Raw genomic sequence first — 18,484 nt, 5'->3', positions numbered from 1 at the left:
TCGGTGGGTTTTCTCATTTCTAAGGCTCGCTTCGGCGGGCCTTTTCTATTGGTGCTGCTATGGCTGATCTAACCAAGAATATCAATGTCGGCGTAGACGCCTCTGGGGTAAAAACCGGCCTCCAAGAGGCAACCAAGAGCATCAAGGACTTCGGCAAGACCGTCCAGGACGAGTCAAACAAGGGCGCCGGCGGTGTTGATCGCCTGGGCGAATCCGTCAAGAAGCTGGGCCCGACCACTGACTCCAGCATGAAGGTGTCTGAGCGCGCCTTCAAAGGCTGGTCCTCAGAGGTCACCCGCGCCGCAACCCAGATCCAGGCGGCCGGCGACAAGGTCAAGGAGTTTGAGCTCAAGGCCCAGCTCAAGGGCTTTACGCCCGATATGTACAAGCCTCAGATTGAGGCTTTGCGGGGTGTCATCGCGGAGCAGGATCGCCTGCGCGCCTCGAACGCAAATCTGGGCATGTCCGCTGCTGCTACGGCGGCGGCTCTGCGAAACGTTCCTGCCCAGTTCACCGACATCGTGGTGAGCTTGCAGGCTGGACAGGCTCCGCTGACTGTGCTGCTGCAACAGGGTGGCCAGTTGAAGGATATGTTCGGCGGCGCAGGAAATGCTGCCAAGGCGCTCGGCGGTTACGTCCTCTCACTGGTCAGCCCTTTCACTTTGTTGGCTGCTGGTGCGGCTGCGGTGGCCGCCGCTTATGCGATGGGTGCAAAAGAGAATGACGCATTTGTGCGTGCAATGGTGTTGTCGGGCAATGCAACCGGAACGACTCGCACCCAATTGAGGGAGTACGCCCGAGAAATTGACGGCGTGGTAGGTACGCAAGCCCAAGCTGCAGAAGGGTTGGCTGCGTTTGTGGCAGCCGGCGTGCAGGGTAGTAATAACCTGCGGCAGTTCACTCAAACCGCCATTGAATGGGAGAAGGCCACCGGTCAAGCTGTTGAGGACACTGCCAAGCAGTTTGCCGACCTCCAGAAGGACCCGCTAGCTGCCGTCGTCAAACTCAACGAGGGCATGAACTTCTTGACCTCGTCTGTCTACGATCAGATCAAATCCCTGGATGATCAAGGGCGAAGCGCGGAGGCAGCTCAGGTTGCAATGAATGCTCTTGATTCAGCGATGCGTGAGCGTGGGCAGAACATCAAGAACAACCTGGGCTATATCGAGCGCGGCTGGAATGGCATCAAAAACGCGGCTAAAGAGGCGTGGGACGCGATGTTAAATGTGGGCCGCGCTGCGACCCTAAATGACCGGCTGGGCGATGTCCGCAAGGAGCTGAACTCCCTGATGAACCAGCAAAGCTGGGGAGAAACGGGAGGCGGCGCAGCAACTGGCCGCGTGACCGCTGAAACCAAGAAGCGAATTCAGGAACGCATTGAAGCGTTGCGTGCTGAAGAATGGCAACTGGAAGCAACCTCTGCCGCCGAGCAGCTGAATGCCGTCGCAAAAGAGGCGTCAGCCAAGGCAACTCAGAACGCGGTTAGCTGGTCGCAGCTCTATGACAAGCACAAGGCGAAAGAGGTCCAGCGATCCGAAGAGTTGGCTCAAGCCAGCGAGAGATACAAAGAGCGCCTCAAAGACGCAACCCTCACGGAGAAGGAGCGTAATCGCATCAGCGAAGAATACGTTCAGATCCAGAGGGACATCGAGGACAAGTACGCCGACAAGAAGGGAGCGGGGCGCAGCAAGCAGATGAATGCTGAAAACCGTGAGATGGAGCGCCAGACGAAGCTCATTGGTGAGCTGGCAGGCTTGTCCTCTACCTTCTATAAGGACTGGGATTCACTCTCGATGGCCTTTAAATCTGGCGTCATCAAGAATGTTCAAGACCTAGAGAAGGAGCAGGCGAAGCTCTTAGCCAAGCAGCCGTTCATGATCGCACAGGCGAAGGAAGAGGCCGAGGCGTTGCGGGAGAAGCAAAAGGCTCTTGATGCTGAAAGGAGGGCGCAGGAAGCGATTACGAATGCGCGCCTGAGCGCTGCCAACGCAGTGTCTGGGAATGTTCAGAAACTGAAGGATGACATCGCGGCCGCTCGGATGGCCTATAGCCAGAATATCTCTTTGGCCCTGGCTCTTGAGATGGTCACATTGGCGCGGGCGGAGGAAACCCTTGCACTTGAGAAGCTGAAGGAAAACAACGAAGCCAATGTATTCATACTGGAGGCAGAGATCGAGAAGCGGAAAGAGCTGATCGGCCTTCTCGGGGAAAAAGAGACCTTTGACAATTTCACCCGATCAGCGGCGGACGCCACCAATGAAGCACGCCGGATGATGGACGATGTTGGGAACGCTCTGGCGAACTCGCTCATGGACGGAGGTAAGAGCGCTGCAGAGTACATCAAGGGTCTGCTGCGAGCTTTGTTCATCAAGCCTTTCGTGATGAATATCGTGGCCAGTGTGTTTGGCTTGTCCAGCGGTGCAGCAGCTGCTGGTGCGGCAGCCTCTGGCGGCGGCATGTTCAGCAACCTCAGCTCCGGCCTGAGCGGCGCGAATGCGCTTGGACTGCTGGGCACCTTTGGTGGTGGTATGTCCGCAGGCTTCGGCGGCCTGATGGGCTCACTGGGGCTGAGCACGACTGGCGCAACCTTCGGCGGCGCTATGTCTGCCGGCACCATTGCAATGGGCTCGGGCAACATCTTGGGCGGTCTGGGCACGTTCCTGGGCGCGCTGGGTCCCATCATCGGCGGCCTTGGCTTGCTGTTTGGCGGCGACATCTTTGGTTCGCTCTTTGGCCGCAAGCTCAAGGAGTCAGGCGTAGAAGGCACCTTCGGCGGAGACAGTGGCTTTGAGGGCCGGCTGTTCAAGTACTACAAGGGCGGTCTGTTCCGGTCGAACAAAACGACCTACGAAGAGCTGCCCGAGGAAATGCGCTCTGCGCTGGGCAACCAGTTTCTGGCAATGGATGAATCCATCCGCGCCATGGCTGGTGCTGTGGGCCTGGGTGGGGAGGCCTTGGACGGCTTCACAGCCAGGATCAAGGTCAACCTTAAAGGCCTGAGCGAGGAAGAGGCCACCAAGAAGCTGCAGGAGGAGTTCCAGAAGATCGCCGATCAGATGGGCGGCCTGGTGCTGACGACGGACGAGTACACCCGGGCCGGGGAAACCCAGCTTGAGGCGCTCACCCGCCTGTCTACCTCGATCACGCTGGCAAACGAGTGGTTCAAGGCCATCGGGGACACGCTCTACTCTGTGAGCCTCGCGGGTGCTGACATGGCATCGGAGTTGATGGATGCATTCGGCGGAGCAGACAAGTTCGCCGCAGCGACCAGCAACTACTACGACAAGTTCTACACGGATCAGGAGAAGGTTGCGAACCAAACGCGGCTCTTGAATGAGGCGCTGAAAAAGCTTGGCGTGGAATCGATGCCCACCAGCCGGGATGCGCTGCGGGAGTACATCAACGGGATTGACCTGTCCACCGAAGCGGGCCGCAAGCTGTACGCCGCGATGATCGGTTTGGCTGATTCGTTCGATGTGGTCTACACCTCTGCCGAGAACATCGCCGCCATGAAGGAAGACCTGAACGTGCAACTCTTGCGCGCCCAGGGCAAGGACGACGAGGCGACGAAGCTCGAACGTGCAAAGCAGTTGAAGGAACTTGAGAAATACAAGGACCCTGAGCTGGTGCGCATGCAGGTTGAGGTGTGGAATGCAGAGGACAAGGCCAAGAGCGACGCCGCAGCCAAGCAAGCTGCTGAGGACCTGGCCGCAGAGATGGCGGCAGCGCAAAAGGCCGCCAAAGACCTGGCCATGAAGAACCTGGAAGCCGCTGTCTCCCGTGAGAAGGAGTACTGGAACCAGTTCTCCGCAGACGCCAAGGACGCTCTAACCAAGGCATCGAGCTACTTCGACCTGGTGACCAATGCGGCTAAGTCGCTGCGGGATTCGATCGAGGATAGCGCAAGCTGGTCGGCTGCGGCCGGCATGGTGTACATCGAGCAGGCCTTGGACCGCGCCCGCAAGGGCGGGGGACTGTCGGACCTTGATGCCACCAAGTCGGCCATTGAAGCGGCTACCGGTGGCCTCGTCATGGACAACTACGCCACCCAGGCGGAACTTGACTATGACAAGAAGGTTCTGGCAGGCCAGCTGGACGAGCTTGGAGGCTATGCCGAGTTGGCGAAGTCGGATGCGCAAAAGCAAATCGACCTGGCCAATGCGCAGATCAAGCGCCTGGACGACACGCTCACGTTCTGGAAGGAATACGGCGAAGAGCAGGTAGATGCAACGATGAGCGTTACCGACGCTGTCAATGCACTCTACAAGCTGCTGGACCCCAAGGAACAAGAGCGTATCCGCAAGGAGGAAGCGGCCAAAGCTGGTGTGGGCGGTGGTTCTGCCCCAGGCTACACGCCCACGGGAGGTGGCAGTCTGGGCGGCACAGTCGCCGGATCGAACCGGGTCACGGTGGTGGGTCTCACGGCGGACGGGCGGGCCATCTTCAGCAATGGAGAGGTCGGTAAGTACGCAGCAGGTGAGCACGCCTACAACAGCACCGGGGCGATGGTCAGCAATGGCTACTCGCTGGCGGAGTTCGAGCGCTTCAAGACCAGTGGAGAGTTCGAGTGGGACCCGGCAACCGGACAGTGGCGTAAGCGGGCATCTTTTGCCATCGGCACGAACTACGTGCCGCGTGACATGACCGCGAACATCCACGAGGGCGAGCGGATCATCCCTGCGGCTGACAACCGGGCGCTGATGGCTGCATTGAACACCCAGGGGGGCGGCAATGCTGAGTTGGTGCAGGAGGTCAAGGCTTTGCGCGCCGAGCTTCAAGCCATCAACGCAAATACGGCGGCCGGCGCCGAATATGGTCGCCGCACCAGCAGCGACATCAGCCAGGTAACTGAGGGCGGTAACGCCATGCGCGTCGCCAACATGGCCTAAAAGGGAAATCTATGTACGTGTTAGTCCCCAAGCAGATTGGGGACAGCTCGATGCTGGCCGGGTCTATCCCCGCTGTCGATACGGCAGCCGGGGAGGTGGCCTGGACGGCAGGCGCAGCTGTCGCCAAAGATGCAGAGCGGGTTTACGGGCAGCGCGTATACAAATGCGCCGTTGTCCCGACCAACCTCAACATTCCACCGGACCAAGACCCCGTCAGCTGGAATGACATGCGCCCGTCCAACCGGTGGGCGCCCTTTGACTCCTATGTCCAGACGACCCAGGTCAACCGCAAGGGATCACTGACCTATGTCCTGAAAGTGCCGTTCATCACCGGTTTGGCACTGCATGGTTTGACGGGCAAGCGCCTGCAGATCACGGTGACCGATGGTGTGGGCGGGGTAAACCTGATCACACCTGTCGATACCGGTCTGAATCTTCCGCGCGTGGGCTGGTGGAACTACTTCTTCGGAGAGCGGACGGCCATCAAGTCCTTCCGCATCGAGAGCATCCCCAGCAAGTCGTCCACCGTCATCACGGTGACGGTGACGGCCGACCCGACACAGCCGGTGGGGATTGGCTGGATGTCGATCGGCACCTGGACGGCCTTTGGCATGACCAGCGTGGGGATGCCCTCGGGCACCCAGTACGGGGCCAACGCCGAGATCCAGAACTACAGCTATCGCAAGGACTTCGATGACGGCACGTTCCGTGTTGTGCCTCGCGGCTCAGCGGTGAATCTGTCCTTGCCCGTAATCATCGATGCGGAAGACGCCAACCGGCTGTTCTCGCTCATTGAACGGCTCAAGGACACGCCTGTCTCGGTCTATGCCAGCTCCATTGGCAAGTACCGCTATCTCGCAACGGTGGGCTTTATCAGCATCGGATGGCAGCCGCACACCACGGTCAGCACATCCATAACAGTGAATGTAAAGGGGGTTGTCTAATGCCAATCGTCGCAGTACCACCAATCCGGGACCTTGGCACCGTCCCGAACAACAACATGGACGAGGCCACGTTCAACGTGACCGCAGAAAACTTCACGACGCAGATGGCGCCGTGGGGTGGTGATGTGAAAGCAGTGGCTGAGTCGGCCAAGACCAACGCCGAGTATTCCAATCAGCGTGCAAACGACTCGAATACCTCCGCAGAGGCGGCAGCCGCTCGCCTTGTCGATGTGCAAACGGCAGCAAATGGCGCCTTTGCAGCAGCGAACTACAAAGGGGAGTGGAGCACGCTCACCGGCGCGCTGGCAGTGCCTGCCACGGTGACCCACCTGGGACGCCTGTGGTATCTCAAGTTGAACCTGGCCAACGTGACAACGCAGGCCCCGGCGCTCGGGTCCACCTACTGGGGTGAGGTGAGCCGCAATGATTTCACGGTGCTGCCTTGCCCCGCTGGGACTACGAATGCTGCGGATCGGGGTCTTTACCGAATGACAGCCGCCACCTCGGTGCTGCTGCTTCCTGCTGCGCCTTGGCATGGGATGGTTGTGGCGGCCGCGAATGTCTCTGGCACCTTGACGCCTGTGATCTCGCGCAATGGCAAGACCATTTGTGGCGATGCTGAGAACTTCACGATGAACGCCCTGGGCTTCCAGATCGTTCTGCAGTACGACTCTCTATCTGGTGACTGGGTGGGAGTGCCTGGTTTGACGGCATTTACTGCTGCACAGCCAGCTATTGGGACTTCCAATACTTGGACCGCTTCTCAAAACTTCACAGGTGGCCTAAATATGAATGGCAACCCAATTGTGGAGAGGGGTAGCAATGCGGACGGGGAATATACACGATATGCAGATGGCACCCAGGAATGCTGGAAAATCCAAACTGTAAATACCGCAATCGCCAACAGTGACGGCGGCGGTGTTCTCTACAGTCCTGTGGTTAATCTCGGATCTTTCGCCAGAGCGTTCTCGCCGCAGGCTCCGGCTGTAACTTTGACCGTCTCCGGCGGCGCTGGTGCTTTTATCACCAGCAGTTCTACATCTCAGACTACTACGAGTTGGGGAAGCTATTACCTCTCGTCTGGTGCGTCTCGCGCGGCAACCAACTACTACATTTCATGCTCTGCAAGTGGGCGTTGGTTCTAAATAGGGGGACACATGGCTAATGCAGCACAACTTATTAAATCCCCACTTGCAGCACCTTTTACAGGTGGGGTATGTGATCTTTCCAAAAGATCCTATTTCGCGGACACAGTGGCGGGTGCTATTACCTTCTCCTTTGTGAACAGGCCGGCGGACTGTGTCATATTTGAGGTGGAAATCAATCTGGTTTCTGGAACGATTGCCTGGCCCGCCAACGTGCGGTGGGTGGGTGGGATGGCCCCTCAGAACCTTCAAGCGGGCAAGATACACATCTTCCAATTCCGCCGGCCGCAGTCCACAGGGGCGGATCAATGGTTGGGCTCCTACTTGCCGAACTACTGATATGGCGTACCGACCACCACTCATTAAAGGCCCGGTGTACATCACCATTGCGGCCAGCGTCAGGAGCCCGGATATTCGGGCTCTTGCTATTTCTGCGGGTTGGGTTGGCTACGAGCAGCTGTACTGCACCGTGAATGCTGGTGTGGATGTGGCGACGCTCACGGTGTCAAACATCCCTGATTACCTACTGACCCTGGTCAATCGTGGCCGTATCGGAGGTATCTACAACAGCGGCACCGGCCTCGTCGCATCAATCAAATTCAATCTGGACAATGCGGGCGGCACGATCTTTGGCGGCGGCGGGCAGGGTGGACAGGGCCAGAATGTGAGCATTTTCCGGGGCACTGGATATGTTGCAACGGGAACAGGCGGGGCTGGAGGAGTCGGGGCGGGGTTCAATGGCGCAAATCCTCCTGTGATGCTCCCTGCCGGCAGTGGCAGCTCTGGCAGCTCTCAGACAGTTGGTGGCCCTAGCATCGGCGGAACAACTCAAGGCACTGCAACCGGTGGATCTGGCGGTACAGGCGGTGCTATTGGCATGACAGGCAGTAATGGCGGGCCAGCATCGACCAGCGGATCGTTTGAAAGCTCCAACTACTATGGGACCACGACCGGAGAACTCGCTGGGTACGCCATCGACGGCATTGCGAACGTGAACATTCTGGCCAGTGGTTCGATCCTTGGCCGCACACGATAAGGAGGGGGTATGTACTTCGACAGAGAAACAGGGGACTACCCGCTAAGCCCGTCTGACATCATCAGCCGGCATGCCAACAACATGTCTTTTCCCGTGCCTTTCGAGGCGCCAGAGCAATACGTTTTGGTCGCGCCGACTGACCAGCCAGAGTTCGACCCAGCAACGCACAAGGCAGTGGAGCTGCCCCCGCTGGAGACAGAGGAGGGCTACCTGCAGCAGTGGGACGTAGCGCCATTGGACGGCGACGAACTGGCCCAGCTGGAGGCAGAACGCCTGGCAGCCGAGCAGGCCGCCCGGGATGCTGCGCGGGTGACTGTGACCAAGCGCCAGGCGTTGCTCGCGCTGTTCGACCTGCGGGGCATCAAGAACGAGGACATTGAGGCGCAGATCAACCTGATCCCCGATGAGTTCGATCGCTACCGGGCCCTGGTGGACTGGCAGGGATCGGCGGCCATCGAGTCGGACAGTCCCACCGTTCTCAAGCTGGCTGCAGGCCTGAATCTGACCGAGGCGGATTTGGTGGAGCTGTTCGGCTACGCCGAGACCCTGTAGCCCTCGCCACAACACACAACACAACCCGCTTCGGCGGGTTTTTTACATTCAAGAGGCCGTTATGGGTGCAGAAATTAAGATGCCAGTGGCGAAAGCGGCAAGCGCGTTGAGTTTGGCGACTGCTGCTAAGGTGGACGCGGCCGACGCGTTAGCGAAGGTTGCAACAGCAAATGCAAGCTTCGAGACTTGGTTTTGGGTGAATTCCATCCCATGGGGGACCATCGCCTCAATCGTGGCGGCCGTCTATACGTGCCTGCTTATCTGCGAGTGGTTCTGGAAAAAGCTCTGGCGCCCGGCTTTCGAGCGCTGGGGTTGGGTGAAGCCGCGCAAGCGCTACATCATCACCCCGCAAGAGTTCAACGCGATGTCAGAAACGCAGAGGGCGGACCTGTCATGAGCAACAAGCAACGGGTCGCAGTGGCGGCCCTTACTGTTTCAGCTGCGGCGATCCTGAGCTTGTTCGGCGCCGAGGGATTCCGCTCAGCGCCCTACATCCCCACGCAGGGCGATGTGCCGACCATTGGCTATGGCTCCACGGTCTACGAAGACGGCACTCGCGTGACTCTGGCAGACCCGCCCATCAGCAAGGAAAGGGCCCTGCAGATCGTGCGCGACCACAAAAGCAAGGACGAAGCCATATTCCGGGCCAGCCTGCCAGGGGTGAAACTCACCCAGGGCGAATATGACCTGTACATGGACTTCACCTACCAGTTTGGCATCACCAACTGGCGGGCCAGTTCCATGCGCCGACACCTGCTCAGTGGCGAGTATCTGCAGGCCTGCAATGCTCTGCCTGCCTGGCGCAAGCAAGCGGGCCGAGATTGCTCGCTGCCGCAGAACTGGGGCCCCAAAGGCTGCAAAGGGGTGTGGACCCGACAGCTTGAGCGTCAGGCCAAGTGCCTCGGGGAGCAGTCATGACCTGGCAGATCAAACTCATCCTGGCGGCCATCATTGCCGCGCTGGCCTTCTCTGCCGGCTGGGTGGTCAAAGGCTGGCAGGCCAGCAAGACCATTGCCGAGCTGCGCGACGAACAGGCCCGGGGCACGGCCACCCGGGCCGAAGCCGCACGCACCGACGAAACCCAAACAGCGATCAAGGAAAACAAGCATGCCGAAGACACGATCTACAACGCCGACCGCCTGGCGAACCTCAAGACTGGCATTGATGTGGATGTGCGCGCTGAGCTTGCCCGTGCTGAGCGGCTGCACCGCGACACCGACAGCCGAAGTGCCACTTATCGCGCGCAAGCCCAGGCCGACGCCGCTGCCCGCAGCGATCTTGCAGATAAAGCGGCAGCCCTCGACCGACAGCTTGCACAAGGCCTCGGCGTGGTCGCAGAACTCGGAGGCCATCTTAGGCGACGTGATGCAGAAGTAGCTGCACTGTGCAGCCAGGTCAATACAGAGCGCCGGCTGAGCGGTGACGATAGCGACCAGGCCTGCAGCCAAAACTAGGCTTCTCGCCCTATGTTGGTCATCATTGCCCAAGACGAATCCCGGAGCATCTTGAGGAAGGAAAAATCCTCCTCAGACTTTGGATAAACAACACCGTACCGGGTCATCACTAGCCTCGGCTGAATCACCATAAAGGTGACACCAGATCCTGGCGATCGTTGTTCTTCTTCAATTGTCTGGTATGTGCCGTGAACGCCTGAGGTGGAAAACAGCACAAAATTGCGCTCGTCTGCCTCGCCGCTAGGAAACAGGGCTTGCAATGCTGGTAGTCCTAGTGCTTCATCGTGCAATCGCCACACGCAGTAACTGCCGTTGTCTGCTCCAGTGGATTTGGTCCAGAAGTTCATGCTTCGCTTTCAATGTCGGTAGTGAGGATGTTAATCGGGCTAGGCCTCATTCCATTTGGAAGTGCCGTTTGGTATAGATAAAAGCAGAGCCTCCCCGGCGCCACTACGGCACTGGGGAGGCTCTTTTTTCGTTTGTGGGCCCGCCGTCAAAACGGCACATCTTTGCTCAGCGAGTCCATGAAGTCGGTGGACGGTGTGGCAGTCTTGGGCGGCAAGTACTGCCCAGGGTTGGTGAGCACGCCGGTCGAAGTCTTACGGTATTGCTCCCACATCTCCTCGTCTGTCTCTGGCACCCATCTGTCAATGAGCGAGCTTTCTATGCAGATCGCTTCCGGGTGATCGTCTTTGATGTGGTCCTCAGTGCAGCGAAAGCGGGTGGTCTTCCACTTCCCCAAGTCCTGAATTTTCCAAAAGTAGTGCTTCTCAAGCTTCATGCTGACCTCCTAGGTGTACTGTGTATTTATACAGTATAGAGGCCGAAAAAGTGGTTGTTGCCAGGGAGTGCCTGAGTGAGGCCAGTGGGGTTTAGTGCGCGCCACGGCATCTCTGTAACAAGGGGCTTGCCCCCAGTTTAGAATGTCGGTTGCTATGTTTTTTATGGAACGCGAGTTCGTTTTTATGGAACGCCACGGTTTTTTGGGAACACGACCAGACAAAGAAAAAGCCGCTAAGTTGTTTAAACTTAACGGCTTTGAGTGTGGTGCCCGGGGCCGGAATCGAACCGGCACGCCTTGCGGCGGGGGATTTTGAGTCCCCTGCGTCTACCAATTTCACCACCCGGGCTGTGTTTGTATCGCAGCTCGCAATTATGGCACAAATAATGAGTTCCAAAAAATACCCAACGATTGAAGATGCGATCGGCAAGACGCCCCTGGTGGCCCTTCAGCGCATCGGTGCTGACTACAACGAGACCCATGGCAATGTGGTGCTGGGCAAGCTCGAGGGTAACAACCCGGCGGGCTCGGTCAAGGACCGGCCAGCGGTGTCGATGATCCAGCGTGCGCAGGAGCGGGGCGAGATCAAGCCCGGTGACACCTTGATCGAGGCCACCTCGGGCAACACCGGTATTGCATTGGCGATGGCCGCTGCCATCAAGGGCTACCGCATGGTGTTGATCATGCCCGAGGACCTGTCCATCGAGCGGGCACAGACGATGAAGGCCTATGGTGCGCAGTTGATCCTGACGCCCAAGAGCGGCGGCATGGAATATGCACGCGACTTGGCCGACAAGATGGTAGCCGAAGGCAAGGGCATTGTGCTCGACCAGTTCGCCAACCCGGACAATCCGCGCGCCCACTACGAGACGACTGGTCCCGAGATCTGGGAGCAGACGGGCGGCCAGATCACCCACTTTGTCAGCGCGATGGGCACGACCGGCACCATCACCGGTGTGTCGCGCTACTTGAAGGAAAAGAACCCCGCCGTGCGCATCATTGGCGCCCAGCCGACCGAGGGCTCGCGCATTCCGGGCATCCGCAAGTGGCCAGAAGAGTACCTGCCCAAGATCTATGACCCGAGTGCGGTCGACGAAATGATCTATGTGACCCAGAACGATGCCGAGGACATGGCCCGCAGCCTGGCCCGTGAAGAAGGCATCTTTGCCGGCATTTCTGCCGCAGGCGCCTGCCATGTCGCCCAGGAAATTGCGCGCCGCGAACGCAACGCTACCATTGTGTTTGTCGTCTGCGACCGGGGGGACCGCTATCTGTCCACCGGCGTGTTTCCCGCCTGAACGCGCAGGCCGGGCCCCTAGCGCCCGGCTGCTGGCATGAAAGCCTTATGCAATACGAAACGAAATTTTGCGTGAACTGCGCCACGGCGCTGCAATGGAAAGTGATGGCCGAGGACAGCGGCGATGTCAGCCGTCTGCGCTGCCCCGCTTGCGGCTGGACGCACTGGGGCAACCCCACCCCCGTGCTGGCCGCCGTTGTCGAGAACGACCAGGGCCAGGTGCTGCTGGCGCGCAATGCCATGTGGCAGCCCGGCATGTTTGGCCTGATCACTGGCTTCATGGAAGCCGGTGAATCGCCGGAGGCCGGCATTGCCCGCGAGGTGCTGGAAGAAACCGGCTTGCAGACCAAGGCCTTGCGCCTGATTGGCTGCTGGGAGTTTCTGCGCATGAACCAGGTGCTGATCGCCTACCATGTGCGCGTTGACGGCCGGCCCGAGGATGTGCGCCTGTCGCCCGAGTTGGTGGAATACCAGTGGAAGACCGCGCAGGACGTGCTGTGCTGGCCGTCCGGCACGGGCTATGCGATGGCCGAATGGGTCAAGAGCAAGGGCGAGCCGGTGCGTTTTGGCGCCTTCCGCCCCAACAATCCCAACCCGGATCCCGATCCCGCCAAATGGCCGGTGAACTACTGGGAAGAGGATGCCCGCTTTGTGGTGGCACCCCGCCTGGACTGAGTCTGGCGATCAACAACGAATGAGCACGATGGATATTGACCAGGAAGTGGACACGCGCGGGCTGAACTGCCCGCTGCCGATTTTGAAGGCCAAGAAAGCCTTGGCCACGATGCAGAGCGGGCAACTGCTCAAGGTGGTGGCGACCGATACCGGCTCGATCCGGGATTTCCAGGCCTTTGCCAAGCAGACCGGCAATGAGCTGGTGGAGCAGCAGACCGTGGGTGAGGAGTTCATCCATATCCTGCGCCGCCGCTAGCCTGGCGCTCGCGCATTCCCAAACAAAGGCCTGCATCAGCAGGTCTTTTTAGTGGGGGAGGTTACGCGCAGACTCAGATCTGCAGCTCTTTCAGGAAGGCTCGGAAATCATCGCCCACATCAGGGTGCTGCAGCGCCAACTCTACCGTCGCCTGCAGAAAACCTTCCTTGCTGCCGCAGTCATAGCGTTTGCCGCTGTAGCGGTAGGCGTACACCGTCTCGCTGTGCATCAGGCGCTCGATGGCGTCGGTCAGCTGAATCTCGCCACCCACTCCCTTGGGCTGGTTGCGGATCTCGTCGAAGATGCCGGGGGTGAGCACATAGCGGCCCGCCACACCCATGCGGGAGGGGGCTTTTTCCGGTGCGGGTTTTTCGACGATCTCGTCAATGCGCATCAGCGGGCCGCCTGCGGGCTCGCCCTTGACGATGCCGTAGCGCTTGGTGTGCTCCAGCGGCACCTCTTGCACGGCCAGCAGCGAGCGGCCTTGTTTGGAGAATGCCGCCGTCATCTGCGCCATCACGCCCGGGCCGCCTGGCGCGCCGGTCATCAGGTCATCGGCCAGCAGCACGGCAAAAGGCTCGTTGCCCACCAGCGGCTCGGCGCAGAGCACCGCATGGCCCAGGCCCAGCGAGCGGGGCTGGCGCACAAACAGGCAGTTCATGTCATCGGGGCTGACGCTGCGCACCAAGTCCAGCATGGCCTGCTTGCCGGCGTTTTCCAACTCGTTTTCCAGCTCATAGGCGGTGTCGAAGTGGTCCTCGATCGCGCGCTTGCTGCGGCCAGTGACAAAGATCATGTCCCGGATGCCGGCCTCGTAGGCCTCTTCCACCGCGTACTGGATCAGGGGCTTGTCCACGACGGGCAGCATTTCCTTGGGCGATGCCTTGGTGGCAGGCAAGAAGCGGGTGCCCAGGCCTGCGACTGGGAAAACGGCTTTGCGGACACGGGTCGGTGTAGTCATAAATACTTGGGTTTCAGGACTTGGATGTGACAAAGGCGCAGCTAGCTGCGCCTTTGTGTGCAGGGCCAAGGGGCATTATGTGCTGATTTTTGCACCGCCCCGGCCGTTTCAGCCCAGGCGCTGGAGCTGCTCTTGCAGCTTGCTCAGCGAAGCACCAAAGTCTGCCACGCGCTTTTTCTCCTGGTCCAGTACGGCAGCGGGTGCCTTGGCGCAGAAAGCCTCGTTGGACAGCTTGGCGTTGGCCTTGGTGATCTCGCCCTCAAGGCGCTTGATCTCCTTGCCCAGGCGCAGCTTCTCGGCTTCCACATCCACTTCGACAAACAGCGCCAGGCGGGCATCGCCCACCACCGATACCGGTGCGTGCTGGGCTTCAGCCGCCCAGGTGGCCTCGTCGTCAAACACCTTGACTTCGCTCAGCTTGGCCAGGTTCTTCAGCACATCGGCATTGGCGCGCAGGAAGGCAGCGCCATCGGCAGAGCCGGCCACCGTCAGCAGCGGCAGGCGTTGTGCTGGCGAGACAGCCATTTCACCGCGCAGCGCACGGCAGGCGTCCACCATCTGCTTGATGCGCTCCACATAGGCGATGGCCTCGTTGTCGATCTTCTCGGCCTGGGCTTGCGGATAGGCGGCAATCGCAATCGATGCACCTGCGCGGCCGGCCACCGGGGCAACCTTTTGCCACAGCGCTTCGGTCACGAACGGGATGATCGGGTGGGCCAGGCGCAGAATGGTTTCCAGGGTGCGGATCAGGGTGCGGCGGGTGCCGCGTTGCTGGGCTTCGTTGCCGGTCTGGATCTGCACTTTGGCGATCTCCAGGTACCAGTCGCAGTACTCGTTCCAGACAAAGTCATAGATGGTGTTGGCGACGTTGTCCAGGCGGAACTCGGCAAAGCCCTTGGCCACCTCGGCCTCGGCCTTTTGCAGCTGCGAGACGATCCAGCGGTCCGGCTGGCTGAACTGCAGGTAGTCGCCGGCGGCGCACTGGTCCTTGCTGTGCTCCAGCAGGCCGCAGTCATGGCCTTCGCAGTTCATCAGCACAAAGCGTGAGGCGTTCCACAGCTTGTTGCAGAAGTTGCGGTAGCCTTCGCAGCGCTTGCTGTCAAAGTTGATCGAGCGGCCCAGCGATGCCAGCGCAGCAAAGGTAAAGCGCAGCGCATCGGCGCCATAGGCGGGAATGCCTTCGGGGAATTCTTTTTGCGTGTTCTTGCGCACCTGCGGCGCGGTCTCCGGCTTGCGCAGGCCCACGGTGCGCTTGTCCAGCAGCGGCTCCAGTGCAATACCGTCAATCAGATCGACAGGGTCCAGCACATTGCCTTCGGACTTGGACATCTTCTTGCCCTGCGCATCGCGCACCAGGCCATGCATGTAGACATGCGTGAACGGGACGCGGCCGGTGAAGTGCGTGGTCATCATGATCATCCGGGCGACCCAGAAGAAGATGATGTCGTAGCCGGTCACCAGCACCGACGAGGGCAGGTACAGGTTGTAGTTGTCATCGGCGGCGTCTGTCTGGTCGGGCCAGCCCATCGTGCTGAACGGCACCATGGCCGAGGAGTACCAGGTGTCCAGCACATCGGCGTCGCGGCGCAGCACCTTGCCGGGCGCCTGTGCCTGCGCTTCGGCCTCGTTCTTGGCGACATAGATGTTGCCCTCTTCGTCATACCAAGCCGGAATCTGGTGGCCCCACCACAGCTGGCGCGAGATGCACCAGTCCTGGATGTTGTTCATCCACTGGTTGTAGGTGTTGACCCAGTTCTCGGGCACAAACTGCACCTGGCCCGAGGCCACGGCATCGATGGCCTTTTGTGCAATGCTCTTGCCTGTGGGGTCCTGGTCGCTGACCTTGCTCATCGCGATGAACCACTGGTCCGTCAGCATGGGCTCGATCACCTGGCCGGTACGGTCGCAGATGGGCACCATCAGCTTGTGCTTCTTGGTCTCGACCAGCAGGCCCTGGGCTTCGAGGTCGGCCACGATGGCCTTGCGCGCGACAAAGCGGTCCATGCCACGGTATTTTTCGGGCGCCTCATCGTTGATCTTGGCCTCCAGGGTCAGCACCACGATCATCGGCAGCTTGTGGCGCTGGCCCACCTGGTAGTCGTTCTGGTCATGCGCAGGCGTGACCTTGACCACGCCGGTACCGAACTCGCGGTCCACATAGTCGTCGGCAATGATCGGGATCTGGCGGCCCACCAGCGGCAGGGTCACGGTCTGGCCGATCAGGTGCTGGTAGCGCGTGTCTTCGGGGTGGACCATCACGGCCACGTCGCCCAGCATGGTCTCGGGGCGGGTGGTGGCCACCACCAACTGGCCTTCTCCATTGGTCAGCGGGTAGGCAATATGCCACAGCGAACCGTCTTTTTCCTGGTTTTCCACTTCGAGGTCGGACACCGCAGATTGCAGCACCGGGTCCCAGTTCACCAGGCGTTTGCCTCGGTAGATCAGGCCTTGCTGGTAGAGCTTGACGAAGGTATCGGTCACCACCTTGGAGAGCTTGTCGTCCATCGTGAAGTACTCGCGGCTCCAGTCCACGGTATCGCCCATGCGGCGCATCTGCGTGGTGATGGTGTTGCCCGACTGTTCCTTCCACTCCCAGACCTTGGCGACAAAGTTCTCGCGGCCCAGGTCATAGCGGCTTTGGCCGGCAGCCTGCAGCTGGCGCTCCACCACGATCTGCGTGGCGATACCGGCGTGGTCGGTGCCCGGAATCCAGGCCGTGTTGTAGCCCTTCATGCGGTGGTAGCGGGTCAGCGAATCCATGATCGTCTGGTTGAACGCATGGCCCATGTGCAAGGTGCCGGTCACATTGGGGGGCGGCAGCTGGATGGAGAAGTTCCGGTGTGCCGCGACCGATTCTGCATTGGGCGCACCGGTGCCGCGATAGCCGGCATTGCCATAGCCGCGCTTTTCCCATTCCGGGCCCCACTGGGCTTCGATGGCCGAAGGCTCAAAAGACTTGGACAGGCTATCGAGACCTGGTTGGGAAATCGGCTGGCTGTTGGTGTCGCTCATGGTGTGATCAATGGAAAACGGCACCACAGATCGAGATGCCGTTGGATAGCTTGGAATGAATAGGCTGATTTTAGCCCGCCTGCGGCCATGACCGGCCTGCGTGGGCTTGTGGTCCGATCGGCGGCGGGCTGTGCCCCTTGCAGATGGCCATAAAAAAAAACTGCCAGTGGCCGTTCTTCGGCGACTGGCAGCTACTGGAGCCTGGGGGCAGTCAGGGGCTCTTCTGTGGGTGAGCCCCATGCAGTTCAGGGTTGATTACTGCTTGACGGCTTCGATCTGCACGACCAGGCGCACGTTCTTGGCAGCGCCATAGTTCACGCCGTAGTCCAGTCCGAAGGCGGTGCGGTCAAAGGTGGTTTCGAAATCGCCACCGCAGACTTCGCGGTCCTGCAGCATCTTGTTGGGGTAGCAGTTGAACTTGCTGGCCTTGAAGGTCACGGGCTGGGTCTTGCCCAGCAGGGTCAGGTTGCCTTCGACGGAAGCGAGCTTGTCGCCATCAAACACAAACTTGGTGGACTGAAAGCGGGCCTTGGGGTGCTCGGCCACGTTGAAGATGTCCTTGCTCAGCAGGTGCTTGTCAAAAGCGGGCGTGCCCGAGTTGACCGAAGCGGTATCGATGCTGATATCGACCGAACCGGTCTTGCCAGCGCGGTCCAGGGTCAGGGTGCCTTCTTTTTTGTCGAAGCGTGCACGGTTGGTGCTGGCGCCGTTGTGGTCGATCTCGAAGGTGGCAAAGGTGTGCGTCGGGTCGATCGCGTAGGTGGCTGGAGCCGCGTGCACAGCACCGGCGAACAGGGAAGCAGCGGCCAGGGCCAACAGGGAAGTGCGCATCAGGTATCTCCTATAGGTTAGGGAACAGGGGGAACAAAAAGCGTAGATCGCGAAACGTGCTTACAGCTTGCCGACGCCGGTCAGCGCCAGCTTGAACTGCACCTGCACCTCGTCTGCCACCATCGAGGTGTCTTTCCAGTCGCCATCGCCAATGGCATAGTTCAGGCGCTTCAAAGGCAGCGTGCCGGCGGCTGTGGTGGTCGTGCCCGACTGGGTCAGGGTGACAGGCAGGCTGACCTTCTGGACGTTACCTTTGATCGTCAAGGTGCCATCGATCTGGTACTTGCCACCACCCAGTGCCTTGACGGCCGTGGAGTCAAAGGTGGCTTGCGGGAACTTGGCCACATTGAACCATTCGGCCTTGGGCAGTTCGGCATCGGTTTCCTTGACACCCATCGTGGCACTGCCGGTATCGACCGTGAAGTGGATCTTGCTGGCTTCTGGCTTGGCGGTGTCGAAGGCGATCTTGGCATCGAACTTTTGAAAGTGGCCCTTGATGGGCACGCCCATTTGCTTGGCTTCGAAGTTGACGGCGCTTTGCGCCGGCACCAGCGCTTGCTGGGCCATCACGGGGGCGGCAAAGGCAGCTGCAGTCAGGGCGGCAGCGAACAGGGCGGTTGGGGAGAGCTTGGACATCAGATCAGACTCCAT

17 protein-coding genes and 1 tRNA gene are annotated in these 18,484 nt (G+C 60.0%); 11 read left to right on the top strand and 7 right to left on the bottom strand.

Translation table 11 applies throughout. The features are described 5' to 3' along the window. Positions 1 to 59 precede the first annotated feature (59 nt). From LPW39_RS03915 to LPW39_RS03880, 8 genes are all read left to right on the top strand, one after another. Positions 60 to 4,889, top strand: coding sequence for a phage tail length tape measure family protein (locus tag LPW39_RS03915; RefSeq protein WP_230771498.1), 4,830 nt, complete (start codon positions 60 to 62; stop codon positions 4,887 to 4,889). Positions 4,890 to 4,900: 11 nt separating this feature from the next. Then, positions 4,901 to 5,833: a hypothetical protein gene (locus LPW39_RS03910; protein ID WP_230771495.1), complete on the top strand. Its 933-nt coding sequence runs from the start codon at positions 4,901 to 4,903 to the stop codon at positions 5,831 to 5,833. Beyond that, positions 5,833 to 6,978 carry a hypothetical protein gene (locus tag LPW39_RS03905; RefSeq protein ID WP_230771493.1) on the top strand — a complete coding sequence of 382 codons (1,146 nt, stop codon included), beginning with the start codon at positions 5,833 to 5,835 and terminating at the stop codon, positions 6,976 to 6,978. Before LPW39_RS03910 ends, LPW39_RS03905 begins: the two co-directional genes overlap by 1 nt. Before the next feature lie 373 nt (positions 6,979 to 7,351). After that, positions 7,352 to 8,014: a hypothetical protein gene (locus LPW39_RS03900; RefSeq protein ID WP_230771491.1), complete on the top strand. Its 663-nt coding sequence runs from the start codon at positions 7,352 to 7,354 to the stop codon at positions 8,012 to 8,014. Between the two features lie 9 nt (positions 8,015 to 8,023). Beyond that, the gene (locus LPW39_RS03895; RefSeq protein WP_230771490.1) at positions 8,024 to 8,566 is read left to right on the top strand and encodes a hypothetical protein; all 543 of its coding nucleotides are present in this window, start codon (positions 8,024 to 8,026) and stop codon (positions 8,564 to 8,566) included. Positions 8,567 to 8,627: 61 nt separating this feature from the next. Beyond that, complete coding sequence (locus LPW39_RS03890; protein ID WP_230771488.1) at positions 8,628 to 8,963, top strand: hypothetical protein; 336 nt, start codon at positions 8,628 to 8,630, stop codon at positions 8,961 to 8,963. Further along, on the top strand, positions 8,960 to 9,484 hold the full coding sequence (locus tag LPW39_RS03885; protein ID WP_230771486.1) for a glycoside hydrolase family protein: 525 nt from the start codon (positions 8,960 to 8,962) through the stop codon (positions 9,482 to 9,484). The genes LPW39_RS03890 and LPW39_RS03885 overlap by 4 nt, the downstream gene beginning before the upstream one ends. Then, the gene (locus tag LPW39_RS03880; RefSeq protein WP_230771484.1) at positions 9,481 to 10,020 is read left to right on the top strand and encodes a hypothetical protein; all 540 of its coding nucleotides are present in this window, start codon (positions 9,481 to 9,483) and stop codon (positions 10,018 to 10,020) included. Before LPW39_RS03885 ends, LPW39_RS03880 begins: the two co-directional genes overlap by 4 nt. Here LPW39_RS03880 and LPW39_RS03875 read toward each other — a convergent pair. From LPW39_RS03875 to LPW39_RS03865, 3 genes are all read right to left on the bottom strand, one after another. Further along, positions 10,017 to 10,367: a hypothetical protein gene (locus LPW39_RS03875; protein ID WP_230771482.1), complete on the bottom strand. Its 351-nt coding sequence runs from the start codon at positions 10,365 to 10,367 to the stop codon at positions 10,017 to 10,019. The two genes, LPW39_RS03880 and LPW39_RS03875, sit on opposite strands and share 4 nt — an antisense overlap. 146 nt (positions 10,368 to 10,513) lie before the next feature. Beyond that, complete coding sequence (locus LPW39_RS03870) at positions 10,514 to 10,801, bottom strand: hypothetical protein (RefSeq protein ID WP_230771480.1); 288 nt, start codon at positions 10,799 to 10,801, stop codon at positions 10,514 to 10,516. Between the two features lie 264 nt (positions 10,802 to 11,065). Further along, positions 11,066 to 11,150 (bottom strand) — tRNA-Leu (locus LPW39_RS03865). 37 nt (positions 11,151 to 11,187) lie between these two features. Here LPW39_RS03865 and cysM point away from each other — a divergent pair. The 3 genes from cysM to LPW39_RS03850 are packed head-to-tail and all read left to right on the top strand — an operon-like array spanning position 11,188 to position 13,029. Continuing rightward, on the top strand, positions 11,188 to 12,099 hold the full coding sequence (cysM, locus tag LPW39_RS03860; RefSeq protein WP_230771478.1) for a cysteine synthase CysM: 912 nt from the start codon (positions 11,188 to 11,190) through the stop codon (positions 12,097 to 12,099). 47 nt (positions 12,100 to 12,146) lie between these two features. After that, entirely contained in the window at positions 12,147 to 12,773 is a 627-nt protein-coding gene (locus tag LPW39_RS03855; RefSeq protein WP_230771476.1) for an NUDIX hydrolase, read from the top strand. 28 nt (positions 12,774 to 12,801) lie between these two features. Further along, on the top strand, positions 12,802 to 13,029 hold the full coding sequence (locus LPW39_RS03850; RefSeq protein WP_027010629.1) for a sulfurtransferase TusA family protein: 228 nt from the start codon (positions 12,802 to 12,804) through the stop codon (positions 13,027 to 13,029). 73 nt (positions 13,030 to 13,102) lie between these two features. Here the strand turns inward: LPW39_RS03850 and galU are convergent, their stop codons facing one another. From galU to LPW39_RS03830, 4 genes are all read right to left on the bottom strand, one after another. Beyond that, the gene (gene galU, locus LPW39_RS03845; protein WP_230771474.1) at positions 13,103 to 13,990 is read right to left on the bottom strand and encodes a UTP--glucose-1-phosphate uridylyltransferase GalU; all 888 of its coding nucleotides are present in this window, start codon (positions 13,988 to 13,990) and stop codon (positions 13,103 to 13,105) included. Positions 13,991 to 14,098: 108 nt separating this feature from the next. After that, positions 14,099 to 17,002, bottom strand: coding sequence for a valine--tRNA ligase (locus LPW39_RS03840; RefSeq protein ID WP_230771472.1), 2,904 nt, complete (start codon positions 17,000 to 17,002; stop codon positions 14,099 to 14,101). Between the two features lie 255 nt (positions 17,003 to 17,257). Then, positions 17,258 to 17,833 (bottom strand): YceI family protein, encoded by a 576-nt coding sequence (locus LPW39_RS03835; protein ID WP_230771470.1) that lies wholly within the window; start codon positions 17,831 to 17,833, stop codon positions 17,258 to 17,260. A gap of 60 nt (positions 17,834 to 17,893) precedes the next feature. Next, positions 17,894 to 18,469 (bottom strand): YceI family protein, encoded by a 576-nt coding sequence (locus LPW39_RS03830; protein WP_230771468.1) that lies wholly within the window; start codon positions 18,467 to 18,469, stop codon positions 17,894 to 17,896. Between the last annotated feature and the right edge of the window lie 15 nt (positions 18,470 to 18,484).

Origin of the sequence: Comamonas koreensis (genome assembly GCF_021026195.1) — a bacterium.
GTDB classification, from domain to species: Bacteria; Pseudomonadota; Gammaproteobacteria; order Burkholderiales; family Burkholderiaceae_C; genus Comamonas; species Comamonas koreensis.
This window is presented reverse-complemented; position numbering and strand designations above follow the sequence as displayed.

Excerpts from the sequence above, each read along its gene's own strand:
- LPW39_RS03915 (WP_230771498.1), top strand. The coding sequence starts at position 60 with ATGGCTGATCTAACCAAGAATATCAATGTCGGCGTAGACGCCTCTGGG.
- LPW39_RS03910 (WP_230771495.1), top strand. The coding sequence starts at position 4,901 with ATGTACGTGTTAGTCCCCAAGCAGATTGGGGACAGCTCGATGCTGGCC.
- LPW39_RS03905 (WP_230771493.1), top strand. The coding sequence starts at position 5,833 with ATGCCAATCGTCGCAGTACCACCAATCCGGGACCTTGGCACCGTCCCG.
- LPW39_RS03895 (WP_230771490.1), top strand. The coding sequence starts at position 8,024 with ATGTACTTCGACAGAGAAACAGGGGACTACCCGCTAAGCCCGTCTGAC.
- LPW39_RS03890 (WP_230771488.1), top strand. The coding sequence starts at position 8,628 with ATGGGTGCAGAAATTAAGATGCCAGTGGCGAAAGCGGCAAGCGCGTTG.
- LPW39_RS03885 (WP_230771486.1), top strand. The coding sequence starts at position 8,960 with ATGAGCAACAAGCAACGGGTCGCAGTGGCGGCCCTTACTGTTTCAGCT.
- LPW39_RS03880 (WP_230771484.1), top strand. The coding sequence starts at position 9,481 with ATGACCTGGCAGATCAAACTCATCCTGGCGGCCATCATTGCCGCGCTG.
- LPW39_RS03875 (WP_230771482.1), bottom strand. The coding sequence starts at position 10,367 with ATGAACTTCTGGACCAAATCCACTGGAGCAGACAACGGCAGTTACTGC.
- LPW39_RS03870 (WP_230771480.1), bottom strand. The coding sequence starts at position 10,801 with ATGAAGCTTGAGAAGCACTACTTTTGGAAAATTCAGGACTTGGGGAAG.
- cysM (WP_230771478.1), top strand. The coding sequence starts at position 11,188 with ATGAGTTCCAAAAAATACCCAACGATTGAAGATGCGATCGGCAAGACG.
- LPW39_RS03855 (WP_230771476.1), top strand. The coding sequence starts at position 12,147 with ATGCAATACGAAACGAAATTTTGCGTGAACTGCGCCACGGCGCTGCAA.
- LPW39_RS03850 (WP_027010629.1), top strand. The coding sequence starts at position 12,802 with ATGGATATTGACCAGGAAGTGGACACGCGCGGGCTGAACTGCCCGCTG.
- galU (WP_230771474.1), bottom strand. The coding sequence starts at position 13,990 with ATGACTACACCGACCCGTGTCCGCAAAGCCGTTTTCCCAGTCGCAGGC.
- LPW39_RS03840 (WP_230771472.1), bottom strand. The coding sequence starts at position 17,002 with ATGAGCGACACCAACAGCCAGCCGATTTCCCAACCAGGTCTCGATAGC.
- LPW39_RS03835 (WP_230771470.1), bottom strand. The coding sequence starts at position 17,833 with ATGCGCACTTCCCTGTTGGCCCTGGCCGCTGCTTCCCTGTTCGCCGGT.
- LPW39_RS03830 (WP_230771468.1), bottom strand. The coding sequence starts at position 18,469 with ATGTCCAAGCTCTCCCCAACCGCCCTGTTCGCTGCCGCCCTGACTGCA.